Origin of the sequence: Amycolatopsis sulphurea (assembly GCF_002564045.1) — a bacterium.
Lineage (GTDB): Bacteria > Actinomycetota > Actinomycetes > Mycobacteriales > Pseudonocardiaceae > Amycolatopsis > Amycolatopsis sulphurea.
Genome location: NZ_PDJK01000002.1, coordinates 3,916,850 through 3,934,416, shown reverse-complemented (window position 1 = coordinate 3,934,416; position 17,567 = coordinate 3,916,850). Strand labels below are relative to the sequence as shown.

16 protein-coding genes are annotated in these 17,567 nt (G+C 70.4%); 1 reads left to right on the top strand and 15 read right to left on the bottom strand.

Translation table 11 applies throughout. The features are described 5' to 3' along the window. Positions 1-5: 5 nt before the first annotated feature. The 7 genes from ATK36_RS24110 to prmC all read right to left on the bottom strand — a co-directional run bounded on the left by ATK36_RS24110 (position 6) and on the right by prmC (position 5,465). Complete coding sequence (locus ATK36_RS24110) at positions 6-563, bottom strand: F0F1 ATP synthase subunit B (protein WP_098513574.1); 558 nt, start codon at positions 561-563, stop codon at positions 6-8. Between the two features lie 28 nt (positions 564-591). Continuing rightward, positions 592-846 carry an ATP synthase subunit c family protein gene (locus tag ATK36_RS24105; protein WP_098513573.1) on the bottom strand — a complete coding sequence of 85 codons (255 nt, stop codon included), beginning with the start codon at positions 844-846 and terminating at the stop codon, positions 592-594. 56 nt (positions 847-902) lie between these two features. Beyond that, positions 903-1,703, bottom strand: coding sequence for a F0F1 ATP synthase subunit A (atpB, locus tag ATK36_RS24100; protein ID WP_098513572.1), 801 nt, complete (start codon positions 1,701-1,703; stop codon positions 903-905). A 391-nt stretch (positions 1,704-2,094) separates the two neighbouring features. Further along, positions 2,095-2,535, bottom strand: a complete 441-nt coding sequence (locus ATK36_RS24095) for a Cg1360 family ATP-synthase-associated protein (protein ID WP_098513571.1) — start codon at positions 2,533-2,535, stop codon at positions 2,095-2,097. Between the two features lie 49 nt (positions 2,536-2,584). Continuing rightward, positions 2,585-3,754 (bottom strand): glycosyltransferase family 4 protein, encoded by a 1,170-nt coding sequence (locus ATK36_RS24090; RefSeq protein ID WP_098513570.1) that lies wholly within the window; start codon positions 3,752-3,754, stop codon positions 2,585-2,587. Positions 3,755-3,849: 95 nt separating this feature from the next. Then, on the bottom strand, positions 3,850-4,500 hold the full coding sequence (locus ATK36_RS24085; protein ID WP_098513569.1) for an L-threonylcarbamoyladenylate synthase: 651 nt from the start codon (positions 4,498-4,500) through the stop codon (positions 3,850-3,852). A 98-nt stretch (positions 4,501-4,598) separates the two neighbouring features. Then, entirely contained in the window at positions 4,599-5,465 is an 867-nt protein-coding gene (gene prmC, locus ATK36_RS24080; protein WP_098513568.1) for a peptide chain release factor N(5)-glutamine methyltransferase, read from the bottom strand. A 134-nt stretch (positions 5,466-5,599) separates the two neighbouring features. Between prmC and wsfD the strand changes: the two genes are divergently transcribed. Continuing rightward, entirely contained in the window at positions 5,600-7,042 is a 1,443-nt protein-coding gene (gene wsfD / locus ATK36_RS24075) for a glycan biosynthesis hexose transferase WsfD (protein WP_098513567.1), read from the top strand. 109 nt (positions 7,043-7,151) lie between these two features. Here wsfD and prfA read toward each other — a convergent pair whose 3' ends face one another. The 8 genes from prfA to argS all read right to left on the bottom strand — a co-directional run bounded on the left by prfA (position 7,152) and on the right by argS (position 17,558). Then, on the bottom strand, positions 7,152-8,222 hold the full coding sequence (gene prfA / locus ATK36_RS24070; protein ID WP_098513566.1) for a peptide chain release factor 1: 1,071 nt from the start codon (positions 8,220-8,222) through the stop codon (positions 7,152-7,154). A 79-nt stretch (positions 8,223-8,301) separates the two neighbouring features. Further along, the gene (rpmE, locus tag ATK36_RS24065) at positions 8,302-8,526 is read right to left on the bottom strand and encodes a 50S ribosomal protein L31 (RefSeq protein ID WP_098513565.1); all 225 of its coding nucleotides are present in this window, start codon (positions 8,524-8,526) and stop codon (positions 8,302-8,304) included. Positions 8,527-8,725: 199 nt separating this feature from the next. Then, complete coding sequence (gene rho, locus ATK36_RS24060) at positions 8,726-10,660, bottom strand: transcription termination factor Rho (RefSeq protein ID WP_098513564.1); 1,935 nt, start codon at positions 10,658-10,660, stop codon at positions 8,726-8,728. 422 nt (positions 10,661-11,082) lie between these two features. Further along, the gene (gene thrB / locus ATK36_RS24055; protein ID WP_098513563.1) at positions 11,083-11,979 is read right to left on the bottom strand and encodes a homoserine kinase; all 897 of its coding nucleotides are present in this window, start codon (positions 11,977-11,979) and stop codon (positions 11,083-11,085) included. Then, complete coding sequence (gene thrC, locus ATK36_RS24050) at positions 11,976-13,031, bottom strand: threonine synthase (RefSeq protein ID WP_098513562.1); 1,056 nt, start codon at positions 13,029-13,031, stop codon at positions 11,976-11,978. Before thrC ends, thrB begins: the two co-directional genes overlap by 4 nt. Before the next feature lie 70 nt (positions 13,032-13,101). Beyond that, positions 13,102-14,448, bottom strand: coding sequence for a homoserine dehydrogenase (locus ATK36_RS24045; protein ID WP_386998933.1), 1,347 nt, complete (start codon positions 14,446-14,448; stop codon positions 13,102-13,104). 12 nt (positions 14,449-14,460) lie between these two features. Next, complete coding sequence (lysA, locus tag ATK36_RS24040; protein ID WP_098513561.1) at positions 14,461-15,891, bottom strand: diaminopimelate decarboxylase; 1,431 nt, start codon at positions 15,889-15,891, stop codon at positions 14,461-14,463. A 2-nt stretch (positions 15,892-15,893) separates the two neighbouring features. Next, a complete protein-coding gene (gene argS, locus ATK36_RS24035; RefSeq protein ID WP_098513560.1) occupies positions 15,894-17,558 on the bottom strand; it encodes an arginine--tRNA ligase in 1,665 nt (554 codons plus the stop codon). Positions 17,559-17,567 lie beyond the last annotated feature (9 nt).

The window sequence follows — 17,567 nt, the reverse complement described above, 5'->3', positions numbered from 1 at the left end:
CTGGTCTACTTCCCCGCTCCGTGGCCGGCACCGTTGGCACCGGATGTCTCGAGTTCCGCCAGGAACCGGTCGACGGTGCCGCGGCGGCGCGCCTCGTCCTCGAGCGACTCGCCGACGATGCGGCCGGCCAGCTCCACCGCGTTGCGGCCCAGCTCGGCCCGCAGCTCGGTGACGATCTGCGCCTTCTGCGCCTGCAGCTGAGCCTGCCCCTGCGTGACGATCCGCTGGGCCTCGGCCTCGGCGTTCGCCCGCAGTTCGGCCTTGATCTGCTCGGCCTCCAGGCGCGCGTCGTCGCGGATCTTCGCGGCCTCGGACCGGGCGTCGGCCAGCTGCGCCTTGTACTCGGTCAGCGCGGCCTCGGCCTCGGCCTGTGCCTTCTCCGCCCGCTCGATGCCGCCTTCGATCTTCTGCGCCCGCTCCTCGTACGCCTTCTCGAAGCGCGGCACGACGAACTTCTTTAGCACGAAGAACAGGATCAGGAAGGCGACGAGGCCGAGGATCAGCTCCGGGACATTCGGAATGATCGGATTTTCGGCTGCCAGCACCATTTCGGTCTTCAGCACAACGTCTCCTTACGCGAGAGTGGACGACTCAGGCGGAGGCGATGAAGTAGATGACGATACCGATCAGCGCGAGCACCTCGGTGAGCACGAAGGTTCCGTAACCGATGCTCTGCAGCTTGCCCTGGGCCTCCGGCTGGCGGGCGGTACCGTTGATCACCGCGGCGAAGATCAGACCCACACCGATACCGGGGCCGATCGCGCCCAGGCCGTAGCCGATCGCGGCGAGGCCCTTGTTGAGGTTCACGGTCTCGGCGGCGGCCTGGGCCAGAACGATGTTGCTCACGTGCGTTTCCCTTCACTTCGGTCCGCGCACTCACGCGGATCGGGGCTTGATGGTTCTCAGTGCTCCGCGGACAGTGCGGCGCCGATGTACCCCGCGGACAGCAGGGCGAAGATGTAGGCCTGCAGCACCTGGATGAAGGCCTCAAGGAAGGTCATCAGAATGGTCACGATCCAGGCGACCAGCGAAACCGGCTTGAGCGCCCAGCTCGAGGTCTCGAAGAGCAGGAACTCGCCGCCGAGGGTGAACACCACGATCATCAGGTGACCGGCGAACATCGCGGCGAACACCCGGATGGCCAGGGTGAGCGGGGTGAGGAAGAACTTCGTCGCGAACTCGATCACGCTGTAGAGCGGGAGCACGAAACCCGGCACGCCCGGCGGGGCCAGCTCCTTCTTCAGGTAGCCGCCGATGCCGTGCTTGCGGATGCCCACGAAGTGGTAGATCGGGTAGACCACCAACAGTGACATGGCCAGCGGGAAGGCGATCCGGCCCAGCGTCGGGAACTGGAAGAACGGGATGACCCCGAACAGATTGTTCACCAGGCAGAAGGTGAACAGCGCGAGCACCAGCGGGATGTACGGCGTGAATTCCTTCGCACCGATCTGGTTCCGCGTGATGCTGTTGCGGCTGAAGTCGTAAAGGCTCTCGACCAGGAACTGCCCCTTGGAGGGCACTACCTTGAGCTTGCGTGAGGCCACCAGGAAGTACCCGAGGATGAGCACCACCGAGATGATGGCCAACAGCATCGGCTTGGTGAAGCTGCCCCAGTACCCCGATCCGAAGATCGGCGGCAGTTCAAAGGCCTCGGCACCGGGGGGAGTGAAGGTCCCGCCCTCGGCCAGTACCAGCGCGCCCACTGCGCTCCTTCCGGTTCTCCCGGCCGGCGTTCACTCCGCCGGGGGAATCGTCACGATCTGGACTTAACGTACCCGATACGCTTCGGGACGCCGGAGGCGGCTTACCCACCGCGTGCGGAGCGCCTGAGCGCGCTCTGCACCACGGGGAGGTCTCGCGTGCGCACTGCCCTTCGGTCCACTTCGGACCAGCGGTGGAGCGGCCGGAACCAGTCGGTCGCCACACTGCTGATCGAGGTCTCGCGAGGGAGTACGCGGCCGAGGCCGCCACCCATGACGCGGACCATACCAGCAGGTCAATCGGTGCCGTACAGGCGTACTCCTAACCCACCGAACGGCCGAGGACTTAAGTCCCGGGTCCGGCCGGGACCACCGTCTCGAACCGGGCGGAAGGTCAGCTGCCGGCCGGGATGATGGCCGGGATCTTGGTCCGCCGGAAGGCGGCGAACTCCACGGCCGCGGCCACCAGGATCGCCACGATCATGGTGATGCCGAGGGAGAGAGGGTGCAGCACACCGACTCCCTTGAGGACGGTCAGCGCGCCGAATAGCACGATGAGCTTGATGATGTAGCCACCCAGCGCGGTCATCATGACGAACGCCGGGTCCTGGCCCGCACCGAGCTTCATCAGGCCCAGAGTGGACAGTGAGGCCAGCATCGCCAGCACCCCGCCGACCAGCGAGCCGAGAAAACCGTGCAACCCGAACACGATGCTGAACACCGCGATACACGCCAGCACCGCGGGCGGGGTCACCAGCAGGGAGGCCCGGGTCATCGCACGGGCCGCCTTGTTCACGACCGCGGCGTGCGGGTTCTCGGTTTCGGTCTCGCTCACGCTTGGCTCCCTGGTCGGTTCGACCCGCCAGTGTAGCCGCCGCCGGCGCTCAGCCGCCGCGGTGGTGCCGGGCGCGCAGCCGCGGCACCAGTGAGACGAGCACCGCGACCACCAGTCCGGCGCCGATCACCCAGAACACCACGGCGCTGTCGAACAGGGTCACCGACACCGCGCCGAAAGCGAGGATGCCCGCCCAGAAGTAGATCAGCAGCACCGCACGGCGCTGGGAGTGACCGATCTCGAGCAACCGGTGATGCAGGTGCATCTTGTCCGCGGCGAACGGGCTCTCCCCGCGCCGGGTCCGCCGGATCACTGCCAGTACCAGATCCAGCACCGGGATGAAGAGCACCGCGACGACGACCACGAGCGGGGACAGCAGGGCCAGCGCGTCGGAGGCGGTGTAGCGCAGGTAGTTCACCCGGCCGCTGGCCGAGATGGTCGCCCCGGCCAGCACCAGCCCGATCATCATCGAGCCGGAATCGCCCATGAAGATCTTGGCCGGCTGGAAGTTGTAGGGCAGGAAGCCCAGACACGCCCCGGCGAGCGCGGCCGCGATCAGCGCGGGTGCATAGGTGCCGGCGTCCACGAAGGACCCGCCGGTGGTGACCAGCAGGTTGAGCGAGAAGGTGCACGTGGCCGCGGCGGCGATGAACCCGAGCCCGCCGGCCAGCCCGTCGAGGCCGTCCACGAAGTTCATCGCGTTGACCATCAGCACGACCATCACCACGGTCAGCAGGGCGCCCTGGTTCTTGTCCAGCACCAGCACCGAGCCGAACGAATCACCGCCGCCGCCCCAGGGCACCCAGAACGACACCCACTGCACGCCGAAGATGATCAGGATGCCCGCGCACATCACCTGGCCGGCCAGCTTGGTCCAGGCGTCCAGTTCGAACCGGTCGTCGAGCACGCCGATCAGAGAGATGACCCCGGCCGCGATCAGCACGCCGACCGAGTCGAGCGAGGCGTCGAACCCGTGCCCGAGCGCGGGCAACTGGTGGGCCAGCCCCATGGCCGCGGCCAGCCCGAAGTAGATGCCCACGCCGCCCATCCGCGGGATCGGCGTGACGTGCACGTCGCGGGCCCGCGGGTTGGCGATCGCGCCGACCCGGATCGCGATCTTGCGCACCAGCCCGGTGAGCAGATAGGTCACCGCGGCCGCGGTGAGCGCGACCAGGAGGAATTCCCGGATCGGGAGGAGAAGTCCTTGCGCTGCAGGCATGACCGGGTCACATCTGCCGGGGGTTCGGAGTCACCGCGTTACGCTACCGCGACCGGATGGGGACCAGGCGCACGGCGGGCACCGAGCCGACCGGCTCAGCCGAGCGATTCCACCGGGACACCGATGACCTCGGCGATGGCCGCGCGGGTGACCGCGCCCTCGCGCAGGACCACCGGGCCTTCCCCGGTGAGGTCCACGATGGACGAAGCGACCGGCTCGCCGCTGGAGCCGCCGTCGAGGTACACCGCGACCGAATCGCCGAGCTGCTCCTGTGCTTCCGCGGCGGTGGCCGCGGGTGGCCGGCCGGACACGTTCGCGCTGGACACCGCCATCGGGCCGACGTCGCGCAGGAGTTCGAGGGCGACCGGGTGCAGCGGCATCCGCAGCATCACCGTGCCGCGCGAGTGCCCGAGGTTCCACTGCAGACTCGGCGCGTGCGGCAGCACGAGGGACAGATCCCCCGGCCAGAACGCCTCCACCAACGCACGCGCCTGCGGCGGCATGCCGAGCACCAGTCCGTCCACAGTGGACCATGAGCCGACGAGCACGCCGACCGGCATGTCCGGGCCGCGGTTCTTGGCCCGCAACAGAGCCTGCACCGCACCGGCGTCGAACGCGTCGGCGCCGATGCCGTAGACGGTGTCGGTGGGCAGCACCACCAACCGGCTCGACCGCACCGCGCCGGCCGCGGAGGCCAGCCCTTCGGCCCGGGAATCGCGCTTGCTGCAGTCGTACACCGCACTCATGCCGCGAAGCCTAGCCCTCCGTCCGGGAGTGGCCGTCTTCGCCGCTGTGAAGGGGCCCTTTACGGACTCTGAGTCCGTAAAGGGACCCTTCACGGACTTCAGCCGAGGCGGCGGGCGGTGACGAAACGCGGACGGCCGGTCAGGTCCGGGTGGTCCTCGACGCCGGTGAGCACCCGGCGGGAACGGACCAGGGCGGGTACCGCCGAACCGTGCGTGTCGTCGTGTTCGATGGCGAGGCCGCCGCCGGGGCGCAGCAGCCGGGCACCGGCCGCGATGGCGTGCCGGATCACCGCGAGGCCGCTTTCCGCGGCGAACACCGCGATGGCCGGGTCGTGCTCGCCCACCTCGGGCGGTACGGGGGTGCCGTCCGGGACGTAGGGCGGGTTGCACAGCACCAGGTCGACCAGACCGTCCAGCTCGGCGAACATGGTCGGATCGGCGATGTCGCCGGAGTAGAGCCGGATCGGCGTACGGCCCGCGTCGGCGTGTACGTCGGCGTTGTGCCGGGCCCACGCGAGCGCCTGCGGGTCCACGTCGACCGCGTACACCACTGCGTCCGGCCGTTCGTTCGCCAGGGCCAGCGCCAGCGCGCCGGAACCGGTGCACAGGTCGACCACGACCGGGAACTCCCGGCCCTGCAGGAACTGCACCCCCCATTCGAGAAGCAGCTCGGTCTCCGGACGGGGGACGAACACCCCGGCGCCGACGTTCACCGTGACATTGCCCAGTGCGGCCCAGCCGGTCAAGTGCTGCAGGGGAATGCGCTTCGCCCGCTGCGCGACCAGCTGCCCGATGGCCTCGATCACCGGCGGATCGACCAGCGGCACCATCGGCAACCGGCCGCGCTCCACCCCGAGCACATACGCCGCGATGTGGTCCGCGTCCGCCCGCGGCGAATCGACGCCCGCCTCCTTGAGGATCCGGGTCGCCTCCATGATGGCCAGGCGCAGCGGCTGCCGATTCACTGGTGATCCTTCACTGTTCGAGCCTGACACAACAGGGCTGCCGCCCAGGGTATCGACTCCGGCGCGCCGCCGGGTGCCGCCCGGTCGGTGCCGTCCGGCCGGGGCGGGCAGAGGGCATCTCCTACACTCGCCCAGTGCGTTTCCGGCAACTGCGCTTCGGCCTCTCGGTCTTCGCTGTCTCGCTGACCCTGCTGCTGGTGCGGTTCCTCGTTCCCCGCCCGGTCGGCATGGCCGACAACGGCGACGGCTGGCGGCTGCTGTGCAAGCTCGGCGGACGGCAGCTGGACCGGCCGTCCGAGGGCTTCGTGCGGTTCACCTACGGGGCCGCGCCGCCTTGCGATTCCGCCTATGTGTCCAGCCAGACCTGGCTCGACTGGGCGGCGAGCAAGCTCGGCGCGCTGTTCGGCGTGCCCGGGGTGCTGAATCTGATCGTGCTCGGGGTGCTGAGCTGTGTGCTGGTCGCGGTGGCGATCACCGCGACGGTGGCGGGGCTCGGGCCGCGTGGGTGGCACCGCTGGCTCGCCACGGCACTGCTGCTGCTCGTGATGGCCGATTCGGCGTTCTTCGGCTACTTCGCCTCGGTACTCAGCGAGGGCGCCGCGTTCCTGGGCATCCTGCTGATCTGCGGTGGCCTGCTGCTCATGCACCGGCGGCTCGGGCTGCGCCGGGCCGGTGCCGTGGTGACCGTCCTCGGTGGACTGATCGGCTTGAACGCGAAGTCGCAGACCCTGGTGCTGATCCCGCTGTTCGCGCTCGCGGTACTGCTGGTGCGGCCGGGCCGGGCACGAGGGAAGGCCCGCTGGGCGCTACCGGGCACGGTGCTCGCGATCGTCGCCGCGGGCACTCTCGCCATGCAGTCCCAAGGCGATCCGGCCAACACGGAATACCGCCAGGCCAACATGTACAACGCGATCTTCAGCTCCATTGTGGACGGTAAGCACGATACGAACGGTGATCTGACCGCACTGGGCCTGCCCACCTCGTTCGCGCAGTACATCGGCACCGGCTGGTGGAGCGCCAACGCGGCCTGGCACGACCCGCTCTATCCGAAGTACGAGAAGCAGATCAGCCGCCGGAACGTGGTGCACTACTACACGACGCACCCGGGACGGGTGACGGAGATCCTGCAGCAGGGCGGGGTCGACACGCTGACCGCGCGGCCGGAGAACCTGGGCAGCTTCGGCGAGTCCTCCGGCGAGCCACGCCTGGCCAAGGAGTACCGGGTGCCGGTCTTCTCCGGGCTGGCCGCATTCGCCGCCCCGCTCGGGTTGTTCGTGCTCGTGCCGATCTGGGTGCTGGTCGCCGTGGCCGGGGTCCGGTCGTTCCGACGGCAACGGCGGGAGTACGGGATCGTGCTGTTCCTGCTGCTGTTCTTCGCGGTGGGCCAGCTCGGGCTGTCGGCGCTCGGCGAGGGCATCGAGGGCGTTAAGCACCAGGTGCTCACGCTGTTCCCGACCGTGCTGGCGATCGTGTTCGGGATCCTGAGCCTGCTCCCCCGCGCGACCGAGGAACCAGCGGAGTCGGCTCCGGCCAGGGACGAGGACGCGCCGACCGAGGTCATCCCCGCGATCAGCTGAACCGACCGAGCCCGGACCGCGAACCAAACCAAGGCTGTGAAGGGGCCCTTCACAGACTCTGAGTCCGTGAAGGGCCCCTTCACGGACTCACCCGACTGCAAACAGCGGCTCAGCCGGACTGCGCGGCGAGCCGCTCCTCGCGGTCGGCCGCGGCCAGCGCGTCCAGCACACCGGTCAGCTCGCCGTCGAGCACCTGGTCCAGGTTGTAGGCCTTGTAGTTCACCCGGTGGTCGGAGATCCGGTTCTCCGGGAAGTTGTACGTGCGCACCCGCTCCGAGCGGTCCACCGTGCGGACCTGCGAACGACGGGCGTCCGAGGCCTTCGCGGCGGCCTCTTCCTCGGCGATCGCCTGCAACCGGGCCTGCAGCACCTGCAACGCCCGTGCCCGGTTCTGCACCTGGGACTTCTCGTTCTGACAGGACACCACGATGCCGGTCGGCAGGTGCGTGATGCGCACCGCGGAGTCGGTGGTGTTGACGCTCTGCCCGCCGGGACCGGACGAGCGGAACACGTCCACCCGCAGGTCGTTCTGGTCGATCTCGACCTCGACCTCCTCCGGTTCCGGGTAGATCAGCACGCCGGCCGCGGAGGTGTGGATGCGGCCCTGCGATTCGGTGGCGGGCACCCGCTGCACGCGGTGCACCCCGCCCTCGAACTTCAGCCGGGACCACACGCCGTCCACGTCCGCGGTCTTGCTCTTGAGCGAAAGCGTGACGTCCTTGAACCCGCCGAGGTCGGAATCGGTGGAGTCGAGCACCTCGGCCTTCCAGCCGTGACGCTCCGCGTAACGCAGGTACATCCGCAGCAGATCACCGGCGAACAGTGCGGATTCCTCACCGCCCTCCCCGGATTTGATCTCCATGACCACGTCCGAACCGTCGTACGGGTCGCGGGGCAGCAGCAGCTCGGTCAGCTTTGCCTCCAGCTGCGGGATCGCCGCGGCCAGCTCGTCGGCCTCCGCGGCGAACGCCGGGTCCTCGGCCGCCAGTTCCCTGGCCGCGCTCAGATCGTCGCGGGCCTGATCCAGCTCGCGCACGGTGCGCACGACCGGGCTCAGCTCGGCGTAGCGCCGGCCCAGCTTGCGGGCTTTCGCCTGGTCGGCGTGCACGGCCGGATCGGCCAGGTCCCGCTCCAGCTGCGCGTGCTCGTCGAGCAGCCCCTTGAGCGAACTCGAATCCACTTAGCCGCCTTCCACTCGCACACCCACCTGGACAGAACGACGGCGCCCACCCCGGTTCGGGTGGGCGCCGTCGGCCGAGCTACTTGGCGTCGTTCTTCTGCCGCTTGCCGTAGCGCTTTTCGAACCGCGCGACCCGGCCACCGGTGTCCATGATCTTCTGCTTGCCGGTGTAGAACGGGTGGCAGTTCGAGCAGATCTCGACGTGGATCTGACCCGACTCCTTCGTGCTGCGGGTGGTGAAGCTGTTCCCGCAGTTGCACGTGACGGCCGTGGTCACGTATTCGGGGTGAATACCGCTCTTCATGGTGTCCTCTCTCGTTGGCCCCGGGTCCCCGGATGTGGGGTGAACCGGTGCCGGACTTCAGCGGAGCATTCTGCCAGACCAGCCGGCTCTCCCTGCAACGCACCCCCGTGACCAGCTATTCCAAGCCGGAAAGCGGTGAAGGGGCCCTTCACGGACTCAGAGTCCGTGAAGGGCCCCTTCACAGCGTTGAACGCGAGCGTCAGTCGTCTTCGCCGCCGCCGAGGGCGGTCTTGGAGACCTGCATCAGGAACTCGATGTTGGTCTTCGTCTTGCGCAGGCGGGAGATCAGCAGGTCGATGGCCTGCTGGGAGTCCAGCGCGTGCAGCACCCGGTGCAGCTTGTGGGTGACCGCGAGCTCGTCCGGCGAGAGCAGCAGCTCCTCCTTGCGGGTGCCGGACGGGTTGACGTCGACCGCCGGGAACACGCGGCGCTCGGAGATCTTCCGGTCCAGCTTGAGCTCGGCGTTGCCGGTGCCCTTGAACTCCTCGAAGATCACCGTGTCCATGGTGGACCCGGTCTCCACCATCGCGGTGGCGAAGATGGTGAGCGAGCCGCCGTTCTCGATGTTGCGTGCCGCGCCGAGGAACCGCTTCGGCGGGTACAGCGCGGTCGAGTCGACACCACCGGAGAGGATCCGGCCGGACGCGGGCGCGGCCAGGTTGTAGGCCCGCCCGAGCCGGGTGATCGAGTCCAGCAGCACGACCACGTCGTGCCCCATCTCGACCAGCCGCTTGGCCCGTTCGATGGACAGCTCGGCCACCGAGGTGTGATCTGAGGGCGGGCGGTCGAAGGTGGAGGCGATGACCTCGCCCTTCACCGACCGCTGCATGTCGGTGACCTCTTCCGGCCGCTCGTCGACCAGCACGACCATGAGGTGGGCCTCGGGGTTGTTGGTCGTGATCGCGTTCGCGATGTCCTGCATGATCGTGGTCTTACCGGCCTTGGGCGGGGACACGATCAGCGCACGCTGGCCCTTGCCGACCGGCATGATCAGATCGATCACGCGGGTGGTCAGCTTGTGCGGCTCGGTCTCCAGCCGCAGCCGCTCGTTCGGGTAGAGCGGGGTCAGCTTGGTGAAGTCCGGGCGGCGCTTGGCCTCGTCCGGCTCCAGCCCGTTGATCGAGTCGACACGCACCAGCGGGTTGAACTTCTGCCGCTGCTGCTCGCCCTCACGCGGCTGACGCACCACGCCGGTGATCGCGTCGCCGCGGCGCAGGCCGAACTTGCGGACCAGCGACAGCGAGACGTACACGTCGTTCGGGCCGGCCAGGTAGCCGGAGGTCCGCACGAACGCGTAGTTGTCCAGCACGTCCAGGATGCCGGCGACCGGCAGCAGGACGTCGTCCTCGCGGATCTCGGTGTCCGGCGCGCCGCCCTCACCCCGGCCGCCCCCGCTGCCCCGGCGCCGCCGGTCGCGGAAGCGCCGGCCACGGCGGCCGCCATCCTCGTCGTCGTCGTTCTGGGCGCGGTTGTCCTGGTTGCCCCGCTGACGGTTGTCCTGGTTACCGCGCTGGCGGTTGTCCTGGTTGCCGCCGTCGCGGTTGTTGTCCCGGTTGCCGTCGCGGCTGCCGCGCTGCTCCCGGCTGCCGCCACCATCGCGGTTGCCTTCGCGGTTGCCACCGTCACGGTTGCCTTCGCGGGTGCCACCGTCCCGGTTCCCGCCTTCGCGGTTCCCCTCCCGGTTCGCCCCGCGACGCCGCCGGCTGCGGCCACCCTCCTCCGGCTGCGCCTGCGGAGCTTCGGCCTGGCCTTCCGGCTCCGCCTTCGGCTTCTCCGCCGGCGCCTCGGCCCTGACCTCCGGCTTCGCCTCCGCCTTCGCGGCCCTCGCCGCCCGCACGGGCTTCTCCGCCTTCGGCGCGGCTTCGCCGACGCCTTCGAGCGGCAGCGGCTCCGCCGTGCCCGCCCGCTTGCGGCTGCTCTTGCCCTGTCGCTCGCGGATCGCGGCGATCAGGTCGCCCTTGCGCATCCCCGTGGTCTCGCCCACACCCAGCTCGCCCGCCAGCTGACGAAGCTCGGCGATGACCATCCCGGACAGTCCCCCGGTGCGGCGCCTCGGAGCAGCCGCGGCCCCATTGTCTTCAGCGGCCGCGGCCGGGGTCGCCACGTCGCCGCTCAACAGATCGGTGTTGCTCACACATGTCCTTCCTGACCGACCCACGCCTCAGGTGGATCAGCGGGCTGCCGCCGTTCGCTTCCGATCGCGAGAGACGGCTTCTGCCTCCGATGCGGGCGAACCGTGCCTCGGCGTGCGAGACACGGCGAAACGCCGCCGGCACAGGGTCTTGGTTGCTGCCTCCTCCGGAGGAGGAAACGGAATTCGGCACCGCCGACACTCCTGAACCCGCCTCGCGTCCCTTCCGCGTCCCGCGTGCCAGGCGGTGCGGATCGGCGGATCGGCGAAGGATGCGGATTCCGGGACTCACGTGGAGCGCAGAACCGCACCGGGTGCGGAAACGCACGGTGATCGAACGCCCCCGAGGGTAGACCGCACCCACTCCGCGTGCAACAACCACCCCCCGTGTGGCGCTCCATCCCACCCGTGGTGTGACTGCCTCGTCACCGGGCCTCCACCTGCACACCTGAGCGGTCGACGGGCAGCTCGGCGACGCTGAAGGCACCAACGTCCACCGAGGGCGGCAGTATTCCCGTCTCGGTGAGCGCGAGCACAGCGGGACCGGCGCCGGAGATCGTGGCGGGCACACCTTGGGCGCGAAGCGCGCGCACCAGCTCGGAACTGGCCGGATACGCCTCCGCGCGGTAGTCCTGGTGCAGCCGGTCCTCGGTGGCCGCGAGCAGCAGCTCCGGCCGTTCGGTCATGGCGAGCACCGTGAGGGCGGCGCGGCCCGCGCTGTGCGCCGCGTCCGCGTGCGGGACCTGCGGCGGCAGCAGGCCGCGGGTCGCGACGGTGGACGAGCGTTCCGCCGGAATCGCGACCACCGGCCGGATCCGCTCGCTCGGAATCACCCGTTCGGCGCGAAACCGGCCGTGCTCGAACCACGCCACCACCAGGCCGCCCAGCAGGCTCGCCCCGGCGTTGTCCGCGTGCCCTTCGAATTCCGCGGCCAGCTGCAGCGCGCACTCGTCGAGCTTGCGCCCGGCGACCGCATACCCCAATGCCACCCCGGACACCGCGGCGGCGGCGGACGAGCCGAGCCCGCGAGCGTGCGGAATGGCGTTGTGGCAACGCAGATGCAGACCGGGCGGCCGTACCTCCCAATGGGCGCATGCCCGGCGGAACGCGCGGACGACCAAATGGGACTCGTCGGTCGGCACGTCGGCCACGTCGCCCGCGCCGGCGTCGATCACCTCGATCGCGAGACCGCCGTCGGTGACCTGGAGTTCCACCACGTCGTAGCGGGCCAGGGCGAGACCGAGCGCGTCGAAACCGGGTCCGAGGTTCGCCGTCGAGGCGGGCACCGTGACGCGGAGCGCCGGCCCGCCGGAGGTGGTCACCGCAGGTCCAGCGCCGCCGCCACGGCGGCCGGATCCACCGCGAGCGGCTCCACCTCGACGTTGCCCTCCAGCGCGGTGGCCGGGTCCTTGAGACCGTGCCCGGTCACCGTGCAGACGACCGTGGCGCCCTTCGGCAGGCGGCCGTCGGCGGCGGTGGCGAGCAGCCCGGCCACGCTCGTCGCCGAAGCGGGCTCGACGAACACGCCTTCACGACGCGCGAGCAGGCGGTAGGCCGCCAGGATCCGCTCGTCGGTGATCGCGTCGAACAGCCCGTCCGACGCCTCCTTCGCGGCCACCGCGCCCGCCCACGACGCGGGGCTTCCGATGCGGATCGCGGTGGCGATCGTGTCCGGGTCGGGCACCGGAGCACCGTGCACCAGCGGCGCCGCACCGGCCGCCTGGAACCCGAACATCCGCGGGGCACCGGGGACCACCCCGTCCGCGGCGTACTCGGAATACCCGGCCCAGTACGCGGTGATGTTGCCCGCGTTGCCGACCGGCAGGCAGTGCACGTCCGGCGCCTTGCCGAGCACGTCACAGATCTCGAACGCGGCCGTCTTCTGCCCCGCGATACGCACCGGGTTCACCGAGTTGACCAGGGTGACCGGGTAGTCCCCGGCGGTCTTGCGGGCCAGCTCCAGGCAGTCGTCGAAATTGCCGTCGACCTGCAGAATGCGGGCGCCGTGCAGCACCGCCTGGGCCAGCTTCCCGAGCGCGATCTTGCCCTGCGGCACGAGCACCGCGCAGGTCAGCCCGGCCCGCGCCGCGTACGCCGCGGCCGAGGCGGAGGTGTTGCCGGTGGACGCGCAGATCACCGCCTTGAGGCCGCTCGCCAGCGCGTGCGTGATGGCCACCGTCATCCCGCGGTCCTTGAAGGACCCGGTCGGGTTCGCCCCCTCGACCTTCAGGTACACCTCGGCGCCGGTGACCTCGGACAGGTGCGGGGCGGGCAGCAGCGGGGTGTTGCCCTCGCCGAGCGTCACCACCCGCGCGCCGTCCGGCACCGGGATCCGCTCGCGGTAGGCCTCGATGATCCCCGGCCATGCGCTCATGCCGTCGCCTCGTTTCGGATTCTCCCCGCGCGGCCGGGCAGCGCCGCGCCGATTCGCCGGCAAGCCGTACTCACTGATCTTCGCCTTCCACCCGCATCACGCTGACGACTTCGTGTACCACGTCGAGTTTCGCGATTTCGTCCACAGTGGACCGCAGCGCCGCGTCCGGCGCGAGATGGGTGACCACCACCAGGCTCGCGGTGTCGTTCGCGTCGCGCTGGCGCACCGCGGCGATGCTCACCCCGTGCCCGGCGAAGGCCTGCGCCACCTGGGCGAGCACCCCGGCGCGGTCGGCCACGTCCAGGCTCACGTGATACCGCGTCGGCGTCTGGCCCATCGGCCGCACCGGCAGCGCGGCGTGCGCCGATTCGCGCGGGCCGCGGCCGCCGGCCACCCGGTTGCGGGCCACCGCGACGAGGTCGCCGAGCACGGCGCTGGCGGTCGGCGCGCCACCCGCGCCCTGGCCGTAGAACATCAGCTCCCCGGCCGCGTCCGCCTCCACGTACACCGCGTTGAACGCGCCGCCGACCCCGGCCAGCTGGTGCCCGCGCGGGATCATCACCGGATGCACCCGGGCCGACACCGACTCCGTGCCGTCGTCGGCGGTCACCCGCTCGCAGATGGCCAGCAGCTTCACCGTCCGGCCCAGCACCCTGGCCGCGGCCAGATCGGACGCGGTCACCTGGGCGATGCCCTCGCGGTGCACGTCCGAGGCGGTGACCCGGGTGTGGAAGGCCAGCGACGCCAGGATGGCCGCCTTCGACGCGGCGTCGTACCCGTCCACGTCGGCACTCGGGTCCGCCTCGGCGTACCCGAGCCGGCTCGCCTCGTCGAGCGTCTCCGCATAACCGGCACCGGTGGTGTCCATCGCGGAGAGGATGTAGTTGGTGGTCCCGTTGACGATGCCCATCACGCGCGTGATCCGGTCCCCCGCCAGCGATTCCCGCAACGGCCGCAGCAGCGGGATCGCCCCGGCCACGGCGGCCTCGAAGTACAGGTCCGCCCCGGCCGCGTCGGCCGCCTCGAACAGCTCCGCGGAATGCTCGGCCAGCAGCGCCTTGTTCGCGGTGACCACGGATTTCCCGGCCCGCAGCGCGGCCAGCAGCCAGCCGCGGACCGGCTCGATGCCGCCGACCAGCTCGACCACCACGTCCACGTCCGGGCGCACGACCAGCCCGGCCGCGTCATCGGTCAGCAGCTCGGCGGGCAGCTCGGGGTGCTTGTCCGGACGGCGGACCGCGATCCCGGCCAGCTCCACCGGCGCACCGGCCCGCGCGGCCAGCTCCGTGGCCTGCTCGGCGAGCAGCCGGGCGACCTCGCCGCCGACCGTGCCGCAGCCGAGCAGGGCGACCCGGAGCGGGCGGCCGGCCACGGGCGGTTCCCCGACCGCCGCAGGCACAGCCGTACTCGAGGACACAGTGGGCACTCCTCACACCTCCAGGCGCAGCATGTCGTCGGTCGTCTCCCGCCGCAGCAGCATGCGGGCGCTGCCGTTGCGCACGGCCACCACCGCCGGGCGCGGCTGCCGGTTGTAAGTGCTCGCCATCGAGTAGCAGTACGCACCGGTCGCCGCGACGGCCAGCAGGTCTCCGGGGGCCAGCGTGTCGGGCAGCCAGCAGTCTCGGACCACGATGTCACCGGATTCACAGTGTTTTCCCACGACCCGGGACAGCGTGGGCAGCGCGGGCTCCTCGCCGTCGGCAGCCGAGCGCGAAACGACCCGGCAGTCGTACACCGCGTCGTAGAGCGCGGTGCGGATATTGTCGCTCATCCCGCCGTCCACGCTCACGTACCGGCGGGTGGACTCGTCGCCGAGCGCGACGTCCTTGGTCGTGCCCACCTCGTACAGGGTGAACGTGCCAGGACCGGCGATCGCCCGGCCGGGCTCGCCCGCGATCCGTGGCACCGGCAGCTCCGCGTACGCGCATTCCTTGCGCACAATCTCGCGGATCTGCGTGATCAGCTGCGCCGGCGGGGGCGGGTTGTCCTTTTCGGTGTACGCGATACCGAAGCCGCCGCCGAGGTCGACGAGGGTGAGCTGCTCCAGCAGCTCCCGGCCGTGTTCCTTGGCCAGCTCGGCGATCAGCCCGACCACGCGGCGCGCGGCGACCTCGAAGCCGTCCGCGTCGAAGATCTGCGAACCGATGTGGCTGTGCAGGCCGGCCAGCCGCAGCGACGGCGCGTTCAGCACCCGGCGCACCGCTTCCGCGGCGTCGCCGGAGGCCAGCGAGAAACCGAACTTCTGGTCCTCGTGCGCGGTCGCGATGAACTCGTGGGTGTGCGCCTCGACGCCGACGGTCACCCGCACCAGCACCTGCTGCTCGGCCTCGCGGCGCGCGGCGATCTCGGCCAGCCGGGCGATCTCGAAGTACGAGTCGACCACCACCGTGCCGACCCCGGCCTCGACCGCGGCCTCCAGCTCGGCGACGGATTTGTTGTTGCCGTGCAAGGTGATCCGCTCCGGCGGGAAGCCGGCGCGCTGGGCCACGGCCAGTTCGCCGCCACTGCACACGTCCAGGCTCAGCCCCTGCTCGGCCACCCAGCGGGCGATCTCGATGGACAGGAACGCCTTCGACGCGTAGTGCACGAGCGCCGGATCGTCGAACGCCTCGGCGTAATCGGCGCAGCGGGACTTGAAGTCCGCTTCGTCGACCACGAACAGCGGCGTGCCGTAGGTCTCGGCGAGGTCGCGCACGTCCACCCCGGCGATCCGGACCACCCCGTCGGCGGCGCGGTAGACGTTGCGCGGCCACACTTTCGCGGGCAGCTGGTCGAGTTCGACGGCGCTCGCGGGCGGGAACCCGGAAGCGTCGGCATGGGGGTAGACGTCGGCGTGGCGGGGTCCCGCGGGGTGCGCCATGGTTACATCCGTTCCGGAGCTGAGACACCGAGCAGCGACAGGCCGTTCGCCAGCACCTGGCGGACGGCTTCACACAGGGCGAGCCGGGCGTGGGTGAGCGGGGTGGCCTCCTCGTCGCCCTGCGGGAGAACCCGGCCGACTGTGTAGAACTTGTGGTAGGCGCCGGCCAGCTCTTCGAGGTAGCGGGCCACCCGATGCGGTTCGCGCATTTCCGCCGCCCGGCGCGTCACCTCGGGGAACTCCCCGACCGTACGGATCAGGTCGCCCTCGGCGGGCAACGTCAGCAGTCCCCATTGGACGTCCGAAGAGGACACTCCGGAACCAAGGCCGAGATCAGCGGCCGAGCGCTGCAAAGAGGACAGCCGGGCGTGCGCGTACTGCACGTAGTAGACCGGATTGTCGTTGGAGTGCTTGCGCAGCAGGTCCAGGTCCACGTCCAGGCTGGAGTCCACCGAGTAGCGGATCAGCTCGTAGCGCGCCGGGTCCACGCCGACCGTCTCGACCAGATCCTCCATGGTGATCACGGTGCCCGCCCGCTTGGACATGCGCACCGGCTTGCCGTCGCTGACCAGGTTCACCATCTGGCCGATCAGCACCTCGACGGTGGCCGGGTCGTCGCCGAACGCGGCGGCGGCCGCCTTGAGCCGGGCGATGTAGCCGTGGTGGTCCGCGCCGAGCATGTAGATGCACAGGTCGAAGCCGCGGTTGCGCTTGTCCTTGAAGTAGGCGAGATCGCCGGCGATGTAGGCCGGGTTGCCGTCCTTCTTCAGGACCACCCGGTCCTTGTCGTCGCCGTACTCACTGGACTTCAGCCACCAGGCGCCGTCGGCGAAGTAGAGGTTGCCGGAATCCTTGAGCTGTTGCACCGCGGCGTCCACCGCGCCGGATTCGTGCAGCGAGTTCTCGTGGAAGTAGACGTCGAAATCGGTGCCGAACTCGTGCAGGCTCTGCTTGATCTGGCTGAACATCAGCTCGATGCCGATGCTGCGGAAGGTCTCGTGCCGCTCCTGCTCGGGCAGCGCCAGCGCGCCCGGCTCGGCCTTGAGCACCTCGGCGGCGATGTCGGAGATGTAGGCGCCGGCGTACCCGTCCTCGGGGGCGGGCTCGCCCTGCGCGGCGGCGATCAGCGACCGCACGAACCGGTCGATCTGCGCGCCCGCGTCGTTGAAGTAGTACTCACGGGTGACGTCGGCGCCCTGCGCGGCGAGCACCCGGCCGAGCGCGTCGCCCACCGCGGCCCAGCGGGTGCCGCCGAGGTGGATCGGGCCGGTCGGGTTGGCGGAGACGAACTCCAGGTTGATCCGGCGCCCGGCGAGCGCGTCGCCACGGCCGTAGGCCTCGCCCGCGGCGAGCACCTGGCGGACCACCTCGCCCTGGGCGTCGGCAGCGAGCCGGAAGTTGAGGAAGCCCGGCCCGGCCACCTCGGCCGCGGCCACACCGTCTTCCCCGGCGACGGCCTCGGCCAGCGCCTCGGCGAACTCCCGCGGCTTCAGCCCGGCCTTCTTGGCCACCTGCAGGGCCAGGTTGGTCGCGTAGTCGCCGTGGCCGGGGTTGCGCGGGCGTTCGATGGTCACCTGGTCCGGGAGCACGGCGGCGTCCACCCCGCGGGCGGCGAGGACGGCCACGGCGGAGCTGCGAATCAGATCGGCGAGTGCGGCGGGAGTCACCCGCCGGAT